This is a genomic window from Sporosarcina sp. FSL K6-1540 (genome assembly GCF_038620285.1).
GTDB lineage: Bacteria > Bacillota > Bacilli > Bacillales_A > Planococcaceae > Sporosarcina > Sporosarcina psychrophila.
Map to the genome: position 1 here is coordinate 4,332,387 of NZ_CP152018.1, position 13,885 is coordinate 4,346,271.

General features: G+C 41.0%; 24 protein-coding genes. 4 read left to right on the forward strand and 20 right to left on the reverse strand.

The window, feature by feature from the left end; translation table 11 throughout:
- The 17 genes from MKY15_RS20760 to MKY15_RS20840 all read right to left on the reverse strand — a co-directional run bounded on the left by MKY15_RS20760 (nt 1) and on the right by MKY15_RS20840 (nt 10,892).
- A complete protein-coding gene (locus MKY15_RS20760) occupies nt 1-372 on the reverse strand; it encodes a hypothetical protein (RefSeq protein ID WP_342538478.1) in 372 nt (123 codons plus the stop codon).
- 14 nt (nt 373-386) lie between these two features.
- Nucleotides 387-857, reverse strand: coding sequence for a single-stranded DNA-binding protein (gene ssb, locus MKY15_RS20765; RefSeq protein ID WP_342538479.1), 471 nt, complete (start codon nt 855-857; stop codon nt 387-389).
- Nucleotides 854-1,012 carry a hypothetical protein gene (locus MKY15_RS20770; protein WP_342538480.1) on the reverse strand — a complete coding sequence of 53 codons (159 nt, stop codon included), beginning with the start codon at nt 1,010-1,012 and terminating at the stop codon, nt 854-856. Before MKY15_RS20770 ends, ssb begins: the two co-directional genes overlap by 4 nt.
- Nucleotides 1,009-1,365, reverse strand: coding sequence for a YopX family protein (locus MKY15_RS20775; protein WP_342538481.1), 357 nt, complete (start codon nt 1,363-1,365; stop codon nt 1,009-1,011). The genes MKY15_RS20770 and MKY15_RS20775 overlap by 4 nt, the downstream gene beginning before the upstream one ends.
- Entirely contained in the window at nt 1,362-1,589 is a 228-nt protein-coding gene (locus MKY15_RS20780) for a hypothetical protein (protein ID WP_342538482.1), read from the reverse strand. The genes MKY15_RS20775 and MKY15_RS20780 overlap by 4 nt, the downstream gene beginning before the upstream one ends.
- Nucleotides 1,586-1,759, reverse strand: coding sequence for a hypothetical protein (locus MKY15_RS20785; protein WP_342538483.1), 174 nt, complete (start codon nt 1,757-1,759; stop codon nt 1,586-1,588). Before MKY15_RS20785 ends, MKY15_RS20780 begins: the two co-directional genes overlap by 4 nt.
- Complete coding sequence (locus tag MKY15_RS20790; RefSeq protein ID WP_342538484.1) at nt 1,729-1,881, reverse strand: pilus assembly protein PilO; 153 nt, start codon at nt 1,879-1,881, stop codon at nt 1,729-1,731. The genes MKY15_RS20785 and MKY15_RS20790 overlap by 31 nt, the downstream gene beginning before the upstream one ends.
- Nucleotides 1,878-2,114 carry a hypothetical protein gene (locus MKY15_RS20795; RefSeq protein WP_342538485.1) on the reverse strand — a complete coding sequence of 79 codons (237 nt, stop codon included), beginning with the start codon at nt 2,112-2,114 and terminating at the stop codon, nt 1,878-1,880. Before MKY15_RS20795 ends, MKY15_RS20790 begins: the two co-directional genes overlap by 4 nt.
- An 11-nt stretch (nt 2,115-2,125) precedes the next feature.
- The gene (locus tag MKY15_RS20800; protein ID WP_342538486.1) at nt 2,126-2,974 is read right to left on the reverse strand and encodes an ATP-binding protein; all 849 of its coding nucleotides are present in this window, start codon (nt 2,972-2,974) and stop codon (nt 2,126-2,128) included.
- Nucleotides 2,913-3,740 carry a conserved phage C-terminal domain-containing protein gene (locus tag MKY15_RS20805; protein ID WP_342538487.1) on the reverse strand — a complete coding sequence of 276 codons (828 nt, stop codon included), beginning with the start codon at nt 3,738-3,740 and terminating at the stop codon, nt 2,913-2,915. The genes MKY15_RS20800 and MKY15_RS20805 overlap by 62 nt, the downstream gene beginning before the upstream one ends.
- 34 nt (nt 3,741-3,774) lie before the next feature.
- Nucleotides 3,775-5,586, reverse strand: a complete 1,812-nt coding sequence (locus tag MKY15_RS20810) for a UvrD-helicase domain-containing protein (protein ID WP_342538488.1) — start codon at nt 5,584-5,586, stop codon at nt 3,775-3,777.
- Nucleotides 5,567-7,723, reverse strand: coding sequence for a hypothetical protein (locus MKY15_RS20815; RefSeq protein WP_342538489.1), 2,157 nt, complete (start codon nt 7,721-7,723; stop codon nt 5,567-5,569). The genes MKY15_RS20810 and MKY15_RS20815 overlap by 20 nt, the downstream gene beginning before the upstream one ends.
- Complete coding sequence (locus tag MKY15_RS20820) at nt 7,723-8,730, reverse strand: hypothetical protein (RefSeq protein ID WP_342538490.1); 1,008 nt, start codon at nt 8,728-8,730, stop codon at nt 7,723-7,725. The genes MKY15_RS20815 and MKY15_RS20820 overlap by 1 nt, the downstream gene beginning before the upstream one ends.
- A 101-nt stretch (nt 8,731-8,831) precedes the next feature.
- Nucleotides 8,832-9,083 (reverse strand): hypothetical protein, encoded by a 252-nt coding sequence (locus tag MKY15_RS20825; RefSeq protein WP_342538491.1) that lies wholly within the window; start codon nt 9,081-9,083, stop codon nt 8,832-8,834.
- A 435-nt stretch (nt 9,084-9,518) separates the two neighbouring features.
- Nucleotides 9,519-9,701: a hypothetical protein gene (locus MKY15_RS20830; RefSeq protein ID WP_342538492.1), complete on the reverse strand. Its 183-nt coding sequence runs from the start codon at nt 9,699-9,701 to the stop codon at nt 9,519-9,521.
- A gap of 10 nt (nt 9,702-9,711) precedes the next feature.
- Complete coding sequence (locus MKY15_RS20835) at nt 9,712-9,987, reverse strand: helix-turn-helix transcriptional regulator (RefSeq protein WP_067210138.1); 276 nt, start codon at nt 9,985-9,987, stop codon at nt 9,712-9,714.
- 197 nt (nt 9,988-10,184) lie between these two features.
- Nucleotides 10,185-10,892, reverse strand: coding sequence for an ORF6C domain-containing protein (locus tag MKY15_RS20840; protein WP_342538493.1), 708 nt, complete (start codon nt 10,890-10,892; stop codon nt 10,185-10,187).
- A gap of 75 nt (nt 10,893-10,967) precedes the next feature.
- On the opposite strand from MKY15_RS20840, the gene MKY15_RS20845 reads away from it, so the two are divergent.
- A complete protein-coding gene (locus tag MKY15_RS20845) occupies nt 10,968-11,177 on the forward strand; it encodes a hypothetical protein (RefSeq protein WP_342538494.1) in 210 nt (69 codons plus the stop codon).
- Here the strand turns inward: MKY15_RS20845 and MKY15_RS20850 are convergent.
- From MKY15_RS20850 to MKY15_RS20860, 3 genes are all read right to left on the reverse strand, one after another.
- Nucleotides 11,174-11,305: a hypothetical protein gene (locus MKY15_RS20850; RefSeq protein WP_342538495.1), complete on the reverse strand. Its 132-nt coding sequence runs from the start codon at nt 11,303-11,305 to the stop codon at nt 11,174-11,176. The two genes, MKY15_RS20845 and MKY15_RS20850, sit on opposite strands and share 4 nt — an antisense overlap.
- A 36-nt stretch (nt 11,306-11,341) precedes the next feature.
- On the reverse strand, nt 11,342-11,632 hold the full coding sequence (locus MKY15_RS20855) for a helix-turn-helix domain-containing protein (RefSeq protein WP_156476052.1): 291 nt from the start codon (nt 11,630-11,632) through the stop codon (nt 11,342-11,344).
- 147 nt (nt 11,633-11,779) lie between these two features.
- The gene (locus MKY15_RS20860) at nt 11,780-12,007 is read right to left on the reverse strand and encodes a helix-turn-helix transcriptional regulator (protein WP_342538497.1); all 228 of its coding nucleotides are present in this window, start codon (nt 12,005-12,007) and stop codon (nt 11,780-11,782) included.
- A gap of 142 nt (nt 12,008-12,149) precedes the next feature.
- Between MKY15_RS20860 and MKY15_RS20865 the strand changes: the two genes are divergently transcribed.
- Genes MKY15_RS20865 through MKY15_RS20875 form a run of 3 tightly spaced genes read left to right on the forward strand, consistent with a single transcriptional unit; the run spans nt 12,150 to nt 13,844 of the window.
- Nucleotides 12,150-12,581, forward strand: coding sequence for a helix-turn-helix domain-containing protein (locus MKY15_RS20865; protein WP_342538498.1), 432 nt, complete (start codon nt 12,150-12,152; stop codon nt 12,579-12,581).
- A gap of 21 nt (nt 12,582-12,602) precedes the next feature.
- On the forward strand, nt 12,603-13,049 hold the full coding sequence (locus MKY15_RS20870) for an ImmA/IrrE family metallo-endopeptidase (protein WP_342538499.1): 447 nt from the start codon (nt 12,603-12,605) through the stop codon (nt 13,047-13,049).
- A gap of 45 nt (nt 13,050-13,094) precedes the next feature.
- A complete protein-coding gene (locus MKY15_RS20875) occupies nt 13,095-13,844 on the forward strand; it encodes an SHOCT domain-containing protein (protein ID WP_342538500.1) in 750 nt (249 codons plus the stop codon).
- Nucleotides 13,845-13,885 lie beyond the last annotated feature (41 nt).

Genomic DNA, 13,885 nt, shown 5'->3' on the forward strand with positions numbered 1-13,885 from the left:
TTAGCTAGATATCGCATCTACCCATTCCACAAACGCACCCATTAAAGGTGATTTGTTACCAGCGTCCGCGCAACCGGCAAATCCTATAAAGCCGTCTGAATTAAAGCTGATCGCTTCTCGTTGAGTAAAGTAATGACTATTCAAGAAGAAGTAACATTCCTTCACAATTCCATTTGTGTTGTACTTGCTTTTTATTTTTTGACTCATTCTCATAGTGTTTGTGGACATTCCGCCTGCCTTATTGGCTCGTTTAACGTGCTTGTTAAGCAAGATGAACAAAACGCCAATATCGCCCTCAGAAACGTCCTTATAAGTCAAACCTTTTTCAGCAAAATAATTTCTAGCGTCATCAGAATTTTTACAGGTAATCACTTTTTAACCTCCTTTCAAAATGGCAAATCATCATCCGATACCTCTACAGGTCCGCCATCCGTCGAAAATGGATCTTCTGATGTCGTTTCCGCTCGATTCTGAGCGTCTTGCGTGTAACTTGGAGTATTCGTATCTCTCGCTGCTTGTCCACTCTCTGACGAACTGCTACGGGGTTCTAAGAATTGAGTGGAATCCGCTACGACTTCCGTTGTGTAGACGCGCTTTCCATCCGAACCTTCGAAGCTGCCTGTCTGGATACGACCATCAACTCCGACCAGACTGCCTTTCTTCAAGAAGTTCGCAACGTTCTCAGCCTGTTTTCTCCAAGCGACGCAACTGATGAAATCGGCTTCTTGTTCGCCAGCTGCATTTTTAAATGCTCTGTTGACCGCGAGTATGAATCGTGTAACAGCCACGCCAGTTTGCGTGTACTTCAACTCAGGGCTTTTTGTGAGCCTGCCGACCAAAACGACTCGGTTAATCATGGTTTCGTCTCCCATCGTTCTATAACTTCACACAAGCCTTTATATGCACTTTCATAAGGGCCTCTTAGGTCATTAACATGACATCTCATTGTTCGAGCGATATTCTCAAATGCTTCTTTCGCTTGTTTCAATATTTGCAACTCTTCCCACGTCATTCCGCCACCCCCAGCAACTCTGGATTCTCATAATTGTTGCCGATGATTTCAACCGGATCTATTTCACAAAAAAGATTTGTGGCGTCCACATCGAAATCAATCCAATAAGAATCATCAAGGTACTTAACTACTCCTGTTATCACTTGTCCAAAATGTTTTATCTCCCATGGACGGCTCAGTTCTCTTCGGACAATATCCCCCTCATAAATCTCCTGACCATTCTCGTCTTTCAAGCCGGTGTATTGCATTGGCTTTCCGGCGAATTTTTCATTTTTAAAAGCTCTTCCGTCAACAATTACTACGTTTTCATGGATTTCTTTACCGTCCCAAGCCCGAAACTTAATTTCCCTCATTCCGCCACCTCCACTTCGTTATGCCAATCAGTCCAGAACAGATCATCGAGCGTCATCTCTTCTTGTTGAGCAAGCGAGATATCGTTATCCAAGCAAGCAACCGAACAATATGTGCTACCACTTGGTTCGTGGAGAAACCCCTCGTCCATTCCCCATCCGCACTTAATGCAAGTTCTTGCGGATTCGTTTGGAATCGTTTGAGTTTCATAAACGTAGAAGCTCACGAGTTCACCGCTTCTCGCACCGCTAGTAAACTAACAAGAGACCGATAGTCCATACTGGACAACAGTTCACCGCTCCGTCCTCTGTGAACGAAGTGGACGACTTCCAATTGCATGATGATGTAGTTCTTCTCCGCTTCAGTCATGCCGTCATCGCCTTTCTTTCGGCCCAATAGCGTTCAGCCGTTTGGATTCCCGCTTCGAGCTCATCCATTTCACGTTTGAGCTTGTCCGCGTCATAGGGTTCAGTCGCTTGCACTAAGTAGAATCCACCGCCGTTGATCCAGTTAGTCATTCTGATTCCTCTCCTTCAACAACCAATTTCGGCGCTTTATTTAACACGTTGTGAGAAAACATGACCTCGGTGCTTAACCGGTAAACCCAAACACAATCCCTATCCACCCCGTAACGTAATGCAATGTGTGTTTCACCGTCGTTCATGTATGTTTCCCATCTTGAATTCCCGTTCAGAGCAACCTTTGCTTCTTCAAGAAAATCTAAATCTTCTTGGTGAATGTGAGCCGTCATTCCGATTCCTCCTAAATTTCATATTTTTTAATCCGTTTATCTGTCGTATCCTCGAAATTGATTACGTATATATTTTTCATGAGCCGAGAAACCAATTTGCGGTCATACATTTTCTCTAATTCTTGTCTCGTCAAATTCGTTGTCACGATTGTCGATTTGTTTTGACGCCCGTTTGTAATCGCATAGAGAACGCGCATTACAAAGTCGGATGCTGTCTTCTTTGTGCCTGAACCGCCTGTTTCGGTTCCGAGGTCATCAAGCACCAGATAGTCAACATCAGTTAACAGATTCGCGAAATAGAGTTCTGTGTAGCGGCTATCTTTGTTGTCGAAGCTGTCACGTATCCTCAAAAACATTTCATCGACGCTGATAAACAAGCAACTCTTGTTCTTTTTTCCTGATTCATTTAAGTTTCGGAGAATCGACATACCCAAATGGCTTTTCCCGACTCCTGGTTCGCCTGCAAACCACGTTGTGAAAGTTCCGCCGTCTCTGTAACTAGTGAACGCCTTGGATGCTAGTTCCTTGTTGTGAATCTCTTCTTTTTTAGTAGCTGCATATGTCTTGAAAGATGCATCAAACAAGTCTTCGTCTGTCAGTACGCTTTGGTTGTGGAATACGTTGTACTTGCGTCGACCCATTGCAAGCTCAATTTTCAAGTCTTCTTCGTCGCTCAATTCCTGTGTGGTGCGATCCCTCTCACAAATCGGGCAGAAGATTTCGCCATCGAACGTTATTTTCTTAATTTCTTTCGTGTATTCTTTTCCGTTCGCTTGTACCGTGTGCTCGTAGCAGATTTCAGAAGTTGATCCCATCCGCGTATTGTTTAGTCGGCTGATTACTTCCCCTATCGCTTGCATGGCTTGTCCCTCCTTTTTCATTCAAGTAAGATTCAAACTTTGTTCCGAACAATGTTTCTGGTCTAAGAAATTTATTCATCTTTTCGTCTGTAAGCCATTCTGCTGATTTGTTGTCAATGACTTTCATGAAATCATCAAGAGTGAATTTTTCTTTGAATCTCGCTTTAATTAACGTTCTGGTTTTATCAGTCGTTTCTCGGAATCTCTTAATGCATTTTGTGTTCAAGTAAGAAATGATTTCAGAATACGGAAGAGGGGCATCGTCCTGATTCGGAGAATCGGACACTATCTCTTTCTCTTTCTTCTTCTCTTTATCTTTATCTTTCTCTTTATTAGTTCTCTTTGTATCCATAGGGTATTGATACTGTATGGATACGTCATCAGACTTGATAGATTCAGCGATTGTGAGGTATATGGTTACGAATGGTAAATGTTTGACATTCCGTAATTCTTTCTCAATCCGTGTTACAATTTTTGGGCTATTGTTCCAGTTGTGCTTCGGCCAATTGAGTAAAATAATCTCCCTTGTCGATTCGTTGTAGTCGATTTTTTTGTAATCCTTAAATCTTTGAAGGAGTTTTTCGACCGTTTCTCGGTTGTAACCTGTCTCCATTTCAATCACTCTTTTAGGTAATTCGTAGATGCCGATTTGCGAAGTTTTACTATTAGTCATTAGGTAGACATAAAAGTATTTTTCTTCTGGTGTTAAATCCAAAACAAATGCGTCCTGCCAAAAACTTACGTGTACCTGTCTATATACGCTCACAATCGTTGTCTCCTTTCGTTAATTTCCTGATGAATTAGCCCTTTATCTCATCCAAAAACCTGCTTTTCTCTACCTCTACCATCGAACCATTCCACTCTTGCTTCATTAAAGAGTGAGATAGGAACAACTGCTTTTTCGCTCTCGTAACCCCGACATAGGCTAGACGCCTTTCCTCTTCAATGTCACCGCGTTTTGAAGGGAATGTGCCCTCTACTAACCCAACTAGGAAAACGACGTCGAATTCAAGCCCCTTACTCCCGTGCATCGTCATCAATTTAACTGCATCTTTTTCATCGATTAATTTTTCTTGAATATCACGGTATTTAAGCCATCTCAAGAATGCGGAAAGGCTGTTATCTTCACCTAATGTTTCCTTTGTTTTTTGCCACGCTTCAATGTACTTTGTGCCGTTTTCTAGGGCTTCAATTCTGTTTTCAAGACCTTTTTCTTTGTAGTCTTGAATAACTCCAAGCACTTCTGCCGTGTAGAGAATTAGATCCGCTACGCTGGCACCTTCTGAATATTGTGCAGAAATCTTCGAACCTAACTCAAAGAATCGTTTCGACTGTCTGAAATCCATCTGTTGGAACATGGCCAACTCCGATTTGTCTTGCTTTAAAGCTTCCAGACGCAAAACCTGTTGTTCCCTTTCGCTTAAGAAAGGTTCTGGATAACTCAATGCGCGATTGAACGCTCTGCCATCCTTGTTATTTACAATGACTTGCAACCAAGAAACGATAAACAGCATATCCCTATTTCTCATGATGTCATTGCGCCCGAGAGCGATATTCGGGATGCCGTTTTGTTCTAATTGCTCCTGCATCCTCTTAAGTTGCATGTTCGTTCTAGAAAGCACTGCAATGCCCTTGTATGGTGTACCTGACTCGTATAAATTCCTGATTTTGTCTAGCACTTGTTCGTATTCCGTCCTCTCGTCACCAGTTGTTGAAACGGTGACTCGTGGACCTTCTTTATGAGCAATCAACGTCTTCTCAGATTGATTCATATTGTGCGAGATTAGATTATTTGCCGCTGCTACGATTTCTTTTGTTGAACGATAATTGTCTTCAAGTTTCACGACTTCGCAATTTGGATATTCGTTCGGGAAATCGAGAATGTATTCCACCTTCGCGCCGCGCCATCCGTAGATCGCTTGGAAGTCGTCTCCTACAACGAATAGGTTTTTAGGTGCTAGCAGTCGGAACATGTCCATTTGGTCATCACTGCTGTCCTGGAACTCATCTACAAACACATGAGAGTACATTTGCTTGTAGAAATTAAGTGCTTCTGGATGTTTGCTCCAAAGTTCATTGACAACCGAAATTAATTTATCCAGATCAAGCGCATTGTTTTGGCGCAACCGGTATTTATATTCTTTAAGAATTCTCGTGATCTCGTAATCGCTTCCGTCGTTATCTTCGTACGCTTTAGTTATTTTAGTAATTGTCGCTTTGCTACCTAACTCTTTGATAACCGCTTCTAAGACGGATTTACGGTCTTCTTGATCGTAAATCGTGAAATTCTTATCGATACCGATTAAATGGCCCCAATCTTTCAGGACGTGGACTGCGAATGCATGGAAGGTATTGCAAAACAATTTCTTTCCTTCGCGTTCTCCGATAAGCCGTATGACGCGTTCTTTCATTTCCTTGCCCGCTAGCCGAGTAAATGTGAGGGCTAGCATATCGCTAGTCCCTACACGATTGTCAAAGAGGTGAGCAATTCTTGTAGTTAGTACAGTAGTTTTACCGCTACCGGCTCCTGCAAGACATAGGATTGTTTCGCTTGTAGAAATAACAGCTTGGTGTTGCTTGGCGTTCAATCCTTCAAGCAATTTTGCTTGCATCTTGACCGACCCCCATTGCTGATAAGTCATCCACTTGCCAACCGTCAGTAGTAAAGGTGTACTCTAATGCTCCCGCCAAAATGATGTTGTCTACTTTGTCGGATAGTTTGTCCAAACCGTTTATGAGTAGCTGAAAGTTTTGCTTGTCCAAGTGATTTAAGTTGTCCATGACGAGGATCCGTAATTTTGGTTGTGCTCTATCGATAATTGTCATCATCATAGCTGCCAAGAATACTGTCTGTTGTCCGGTAGATAGGGCGTCAAAATTCACTTCGTGACCATGCTCGTTCACCCAGCCGAATTCAAACAATTCTTTTCCTGTATCACTTTCAGTTTGGAAGTAAGGCACTTGTTCAAATTCCATTAATTTTAAATTCTCTTCAATCTGTGAACGAATGGGCTCTAATATTTCTTTTACCAATTCACCCTGTACGCCCTTAGCGCCAAGTGATTCATTAAGTACTTTCAACGCGTTTGATTTATACTCTGCTTCATGGTTTTGTAATACGTTTTCATTCATTAGAACGAGTGTCTGTTTTGATTTATCCTTTTCATCAACCTGCACTTTTAATTCTTCAATTCTTGCTCTTGTGCCGATTGCTTGTTTTTCCATGATGCTAATATCGCCAATTGGTTCAGTTTTTTCGTGTACCAATTTCTGTAACTCCGTTTCCAGTAATGATAACTTTCCTTCTTTACGTTCTTTTAGGGATTCCTTTTTTTGTAATTCCGATTCTTTCACTTTCATCTGTTGAGATAACGCTTCACGTTTAGCTTGGATTTCTTGCGCTGCCGAGAATACTTCTTTTTTACCATCTTCTTGTAAGGTTATGAGGACCCCTAATGCCCCTGCACGCTTTTTTAATTCATCATGTTGAACTGTCAATTCCATTAACGCCTGTTCAGATTGTGCTTTCTTTTCGGCAACGTAATCATCGAATCCAGTGAAATCTTTATTACAAGAAATCATTTGACTAATGACACAAACTCCTGCTAATTCTCCGACTTTTTTGAAAGTACCATCAAGCGTTTGAACATTTGCCCGAACATTCATCATTTCTTCTTGTACTTTGTGTAAGGCTTCTCGTTGCTCATTCGCTAGTTCAGTTAGTTTAAAAATCTCTTTATCGAACGGTAACAATTTGCTTTCCAAGTCAAACGGCAAAGGCATTGAAGCAATTAATCCTGCAAGGTCCTTATCCAGTACTGTGGTATCTATGTCGATTTCCGTTTCGTTTACAAGTTTTATTTCCGCTTTCAATTCATCGATGCGATTTAACCGGTTGTCGATTGTTCGTTTCTTTTCAGTGTCAGCAGCAACTTTTTTCTCGATTTCAATCAGTTTATGTTGAAGTTCTTCTAATTCTTTTTTCGTTTCAGCGATATTACGATCTGTTTCAGCTAACTCATTTTTCATGTCAGCCATTTGTCGCACCGTGCCCTGTGAGTCTGCCTGTTTACGTTTCCAGAATGTTGATTCTTTCGCCACCCAATCAATCATCGAAATCAATCCATCATGTATATCTTGCTTGTCACGGTACTCAGCAAGCGCATCTCCAATGAGTTGTTTCGTAATTTCGTATTGCTCTTTGTTGTTTTTTTCTAATTCAGTTGTAAGCATTCTTCCTTGTAGATAGTGAGACAATTTCTCTTTACCCCAAGAGTCGCTATCTATTGGAGACAAGGAGTAAATGAAATCCCTACGCTTTGCATCAGATAAAGAAAGAAATTCGTTGAAATCAAGCGCTACAGGGAAATTCCCTATTTCATCTTGTATTCGTGCTTTCTTTTCCGTTGCCGTACGTTCTCCTTTACCAGGAGAGACATTCAGAGTCTCTTTAATGCTGATCTTTGTTTCACCGGTTTTCCCGTTCGTTTTTTCGTCTCTTGTAAAATTACGGGTAAATTCAAAGTCAGTTGTTTTAAGTCCAACCGTCATACTTTCATCTGTGGCGAATTTGATTGTTTCAGCCGTTGTTTTCCCTCGACCTGGTATGGACCCTTGCATCGCAAGTCCTAGCGCTTGAATCCGAGTTGTTTTACCGGATCCATTACGACCAATGAAGATGTTTTTACCAGTAAGAGACTGTGTCGTGCTTTGCCCCTTGATATTTTCCATCTGAATTTCTGTAATCATTAGAATCGACCTCCTTCTTGGTTGAATAGGTTAGCCGACGGTTCTGTTCGTTCTACAAATTCTGAAACTAAGGGATTTTCGGGTCCATAAGTTTGAGCGACTTCCTCGTCATCTGTATCGGTGGCGATATCTTCTGCTGTCGCTTCAACAACCGCCTCGATAATCTCTACTTTCTGATTGCCGACCTCAATCTCTTCACCGCGTTCAGCCTTATCAGCAATATCTAGTAGTTCTTCACGGTTAAAGTCGTGAACATAGCCGACAACTGGAACTCTTGCAATCTCGCCTTGCTTCGTAACATACGCCGCACTAGCAAGAGCTGGGTGCTTACTCATTACCAATCTCTCACAGATGGATTGTGCATTACGTTCAGCAAACTGTTTTTTATTAATGAAGGTATCAATCGCTTTTAATACATCTTTGTGTTGGATGTTTGCAGCTATTCCAAGGAAACCGTCAATTTTCAAGAAGATGCTATTTGTTTTTTCGTCTTCCGTTAGCATTTGTTCCATGCACACTCTGCCGGCTTCTCTGCTGTATCCAACCTTTTTGGATAAGTCTTGAATGAAATACATCTTGATGTCGTAAAGGAGTGTGGCGCTTGTTATAACAAGGTTTCCAATCGGGCTGTAACCAATCGCTATTTTTTTGACCCAAACCTTCGCAATTGTTCCCGATTCCGGATCAATCATCGGATATGGATTAACAACGATTTGACCATCCGGCAAAGTTAACTTATCTGGAGTGATAATCGACAATCCGGCAATCTGATTCAACGTGTTAAACCCTTTGGCTGTTGTCATTGTCTTACCTTGGATTGTTGCAATTTCACCGTTCTTTTCATTCAGGGTAATCGTCCCTTTTACACTTTGAATTTGACCACCGTTTACTTTTTTTACGAATACTTTGCCATCACCTAAGTCCACTGCTTGTTGTTTTCTTAAGTTAGCGATCGTTTGTAATGCTTGTTCGTATGCTTGCTGGTTTACCTGTAATTCGTTCGACATGATTGTTGCCTCCCTTGTGTTTTTTGCGGTCCCTATGTACAATGTGAGTAATAGAATTTCACAGGGACCACATTTGACTCGCTGCCCTACAGCGGGTCTTTTTACTTTGCTTCGTAGAATACAACTCCGACCACTTCTGTTAGATAGTCCCGAATGTTTTCGACGTGGACCGCTTGTCCTTTTTCATCCATGAAGTAAGATGAAGTGTTCTTGATCTCAGAACCGAATATATCTTCATTGGGATGACCGTCAATTACTGGATGATTGACGCTGTTGTAATCACGTTCGTGTTCCAAGTAATCGTTTGTTGGATAACCGAATTGCATTGCGCTTAAGATGTCTGGATGATCCATTACTCCTCACCTCGCTTCGGTATCTGCCTTGTTTCCCAATCATTGATTAGAACCAATTTCCGTTTGCAATTGCCGCAGAATGAATGATTCTCTAACCAAGTGAAGTAAACAATTTCACCTGGCACGAAATCTTTCTTACATTCACCGCAGTACTTGCTGAGTGATTTCTTCATTCCTTATCACCCTGCTCCAATTGCCATGTCGCATATTGCCACATAGCCCCAAGTACAAACGCAAGAACTGGTGCAAAGTAGAGTACGATCTGACCTTTTTCCGCTAATGTCAGCATTCTGATTCTCCTTTCTGTTAATAGATGGGTGAATCCCATCAAAAAGCGCCGGAAGCTAAGAGGAGGAATTATTTGCCGTACCCCCGACGCTTTTTGATAGGAGCCAAGGCTCCGTATCTGTGCTATAATGTTGTTAAGAGATAGTTTCAAATTCCGCCGATTGACATTCCAGTGTCTGTCGGTTTTTTTGTGTCTTGTAATTCTTCCAATAGTTTCAATGCAGCTTGTAATCGGTTTGCAGCTAGCTCTACATCGTTGTTATTCAGATGCTTTTCGACTAGTAGTAAATTTAGACGGATGAAATTTAATTCGATTTTGATATTGTCCACTATGAACCTCCTAGATTAAGAAATTTATAAATCCGCCAACCAACGTCGTTAGCATTTGAGTCAGTGCCACTAAATCCACTCCTGAAATTACAGCAACAGCCGCAACAGACACGTCATGTATTTGTGTAGCTTGCAACCACCTAATTAAATCGGCTGCCTTCAACTCCATTTTGTTGTTCTCTAAACGCGATATGGTGCTGCGAGACAGATGCGTTCTTTCTGACATATCTTCTTGGCTTAATCCCGCAACCAGTCTCGTTGTTTTTAAAATTGGACCGAACATCATATTTTCTCTCTCCCCTTGTGCTGAATCTGCACATCCTTTAATGAATCCGCACATTCGTTGCAGAATTACGACAGTATTTACAACGTGAATCTAGTAATATAGTTAATGAAGGAACTCACCAACATTGCAGGATACCCCTCCTTGCAACCTCGATTTACACCCTTCAGAACTAAGGGGCTTTCCCGCCCCTCTTCGTTTTATTCAGCCAACCTCAAATGTTGCTGGCCATTTAGCTTTTTAATCTCTAACCTCAAAGCTGCGTCCGGCGACCATTCTTGAATAAATTGCAATGATTCTTCAAATCTCACTTTCGGTAACTCTCCGTATCTGGGAATCTCAAAGTACTTTTTGAAGTCTCTCCAAAATTGCTGAAATGCCTTTCTGCCAATCTCCTTGTATGCTGCCGATTCGATGCCACCCAGACATTGCATTACCTTGCCGCGAGCATTTGCGCCGATACGCTGCTCTTGTGGTCCATTAATCCGCATGTGATCTTTCAAGTACTTCACGTCCGTTTCGAATACTTCTAAGCGTTCTTCTTGCTCGAGCGCTGATTGTAGTAGAAGTTTTGTATTACTCGGTTGGGTTAGTTGTCTTTCCATATCTTCAAATCTAGTGACATATGCTGCTGTAAATAGAACACCTTTTTCACCAGTCATTTTATTGGCAACCATATCGCAACCTTTTTTAGTGATTAGGAAGCTAGGTCTTTTCTTCATTTGCATATCTTCGTATTCGGATTCAACAAAGAACTCGGTGTGGGCGAAACCGCCCTGACCTAAATATTCAACATAACTCCTAATACTCTTCATTAATGCGTTATGCTCGCGGTCTACCATCCTCGCGACTTCCCGACTATCTGTAACTAGTTGACCGTTAATAGATACTACTTTTAAATCATTCATTTACACTTCCTCCTTTTAGTAGGTATTCCGTCCCCACCTGTCGAATAGAGTCAGATGAAGGGAGGTTGAAATTTTATGGAGCTAATGAATATTGTTGAAGTTCAGGAATGTCGAAGACAGATAGATGCAAATAAATTGTTAGAGTCAGGTTGGGTACTTCTTTCAGTTGGATTTTGTGAAGGAGAAGTTCCGGGTTATGATTACCATTCCTATTCTTTAGGTTTACCAAAAGATGTTGCTGCATCTTTGAAACCGAAAGTGTATTCAGACGGTATAAACTTCTAACACCCAAGGACATAAACAAATCCATAACCGGTTGGAGTTGAGCTTCTAACACCTTTCAGTTTCCAACCGGTATTCAATAGTGAATTGACCTGTTTGAAATCCGTGCAATGTATTAATAAGTCCTTCATTCGTTTCCCTCCTATATAGTCGATTCGTGAATCTAGCTAACTACCAAAGTTGTAAACCAAATCATAATTGCTCCGACTCTTAATCCATTGAAGCAACTGATCCGTCACAATCTTTGCATGTCCAAAATCATGAGTGACTGGGAAACCTTGAATCTTCGTCGCTCGATACACTGTCGTATGACTAACACCCAACAAGTCCGCCGCATCTTGCAATGATAGTAAGATTGGTAGTTGACGTTCTCGTAATGCTTCACCGACCGCTTTTCTTACTTCGTCGCCAATGATTTCTTTTAAGTCTTTCGCGTTTACTAGAGTCACTTCTGACATCCTTATCCCTCCAATCATTTCCGCCACACCCACCAATCAAAGTTCGAAGTCTTGGCGTAACCAATTGGCGTGGCTCCCTTCTATAGAAGAAGATCTTGGCCGACTCCGCTCGTTCGAACTTTCATTGCTGGGTGTGAGGTTTTGATGTTAAATAACTTTTCTTTCTTCATTACGCACTTTGCGTACTTTATCTTCAAAAAAAAGAGTCCAATTAAATTTCAATACGTCCGCGATATTCACGGCGACCCCAACACTCGGGTCTCTCTCTCCTTGTTCATACATAGCATATGTTGTTCTAGCAATACCGGACTTCTCCGCCACTTGTTCCTGAGTTAACCTGGCTTTGAGACGTCTCTGTTTCAACCATTCCCTCATTTCCTCACCCCCATTACACAGTTCGTGTAGTTCTTGAATTAAATATACTACACGTTATGAGTATAGTCAACTATTATTTACGCATTTCGTGTAACCCTATTGAATACACTAATTGTGTAGTTATAATTAAATTAGAAGGGGGTTGAATTTCATTCTTTCCGATAAACTTAGAAAGTTACGCGCAACAACGAATTACACGCAATCCGAGTTCGCCAAAAAGATAGAAGTAGCCAGAACAACTTACGCGATGTACGAACAAGGTCACAGAGAACCTGATTATGAGATACTTCAAAAAATAGCTACTTTCTACAATGTCTCTACTGACTATTTGTTAGGTATGACTGATAATCCGAATCATTCGAAAAGTGAAAACAAAGACGAGAAAGACATTGCGAAGCGTTTAGAGGAATTTAAAAAAGACCTCACGAGTTCTGATGGTCTTAACTTCTCTGGTGAACCTATGAGTGAAGATGCGAAAGAGTCCTTAATAGAAGCAATGGATCACATTTTCCGTCAAACGCAACGCATTAATAAGAAATTCATTCCCAAGAAGCATAGACAAGACGAAGACTAATATAACCTTGGGGTGATTTCGTTGACGTGGATAAAAGACATAGTGGGAGATTTAATAAATCGCAATAACACTGCTGACCCCTATGAGTTGGCAGCTTTAAAAAAGATACATGTAATCTATCACGATTTGCATCATGAGATACAAGGCTTTTATAAATATGATAAAAGAAATAAATACATTGTTATCAACGGTAATTTGCATGAAGCAAACCAAAAGTTCGTTTGCGCTCACGAATTGGGCCACGCTGAACTGCATCCGAGAGTTAATACTCCCTTTTTAAGAGAGAAGACCTTACTTTCTATTGATAGGATTGAAGTAGAGGCGAATACTTTTGCGGTTGAATTACTACTACCTGATAAAGCGATTTACGAACATAGAGATGTAGGTATGACACTGAATGAGATTGCTAGCTTGTATTGCGTACCAGAAGAGGTTACGTACCTTAAGAATTTACGGAATGTTCGATGATATTTAATTTAAGAAGAGTTGAAAAAAATCAAGGAGTGAGAGTTGATGTCTAATTTATGTGCAATTTGCAACAATGGAACCACATTTCTTTTAAGAAGAAAAATAGCTAATGGAGAAGTTGTGTGTGAGGATTGCTTTAAAAAGGCGAAAAATCTTACAATTAAACAAATTATAAAATTGAAAACCGTTAGCGCTGACGAAATTAGGCAATCTATAACGGTTTCCGTTGGCGAAGCAGTGATGAACTTCATACCAACTAAGGTAATAGGTACGGCCATTCAGTTCGATGACGAAAACAAGAAGATGCTCATTCCGGGTCAATTCGGTAGGGATAATATCTTTAGTTACAACGACATTGTTTCCTACGAACTTTTAGAGGATGATGAAGTGGTAACTAGCGGAGGGTTAAGACGTGCCGCGGTCGGTGGTGTACTGTTTGGTGGCGCGGGAGCCGTTGTAGGCGCTGTGACCGGCAGGAAGAACAAAGGCGTGTGCAATAACATGGGAATAAAACTGACGGTCAATAATATGAGTCAACCAATTGTTTACATCTCATTTATACAAACAAAAACTAAAACGGACAGTAATGCTTACAAAGTGGCTAATCATGAAGCGCAGGAATGCATGTCTACATTACAATTAATTTGTGACAATCAAAAAGGTGAAGAAAAAGAAACTACTACTTACTCCTTCTCTACCGCTGACGAAATTAAGAAATTCAAGGAACTATTAGATGACGGGATTCTTACGCAAGAAGAATTCGACGCTAAGAAAAAAGAGTTGTTGGGACTTTGACTCCCCCTTCCCTATAAATACGAAGTAAACACAAAGCAAAG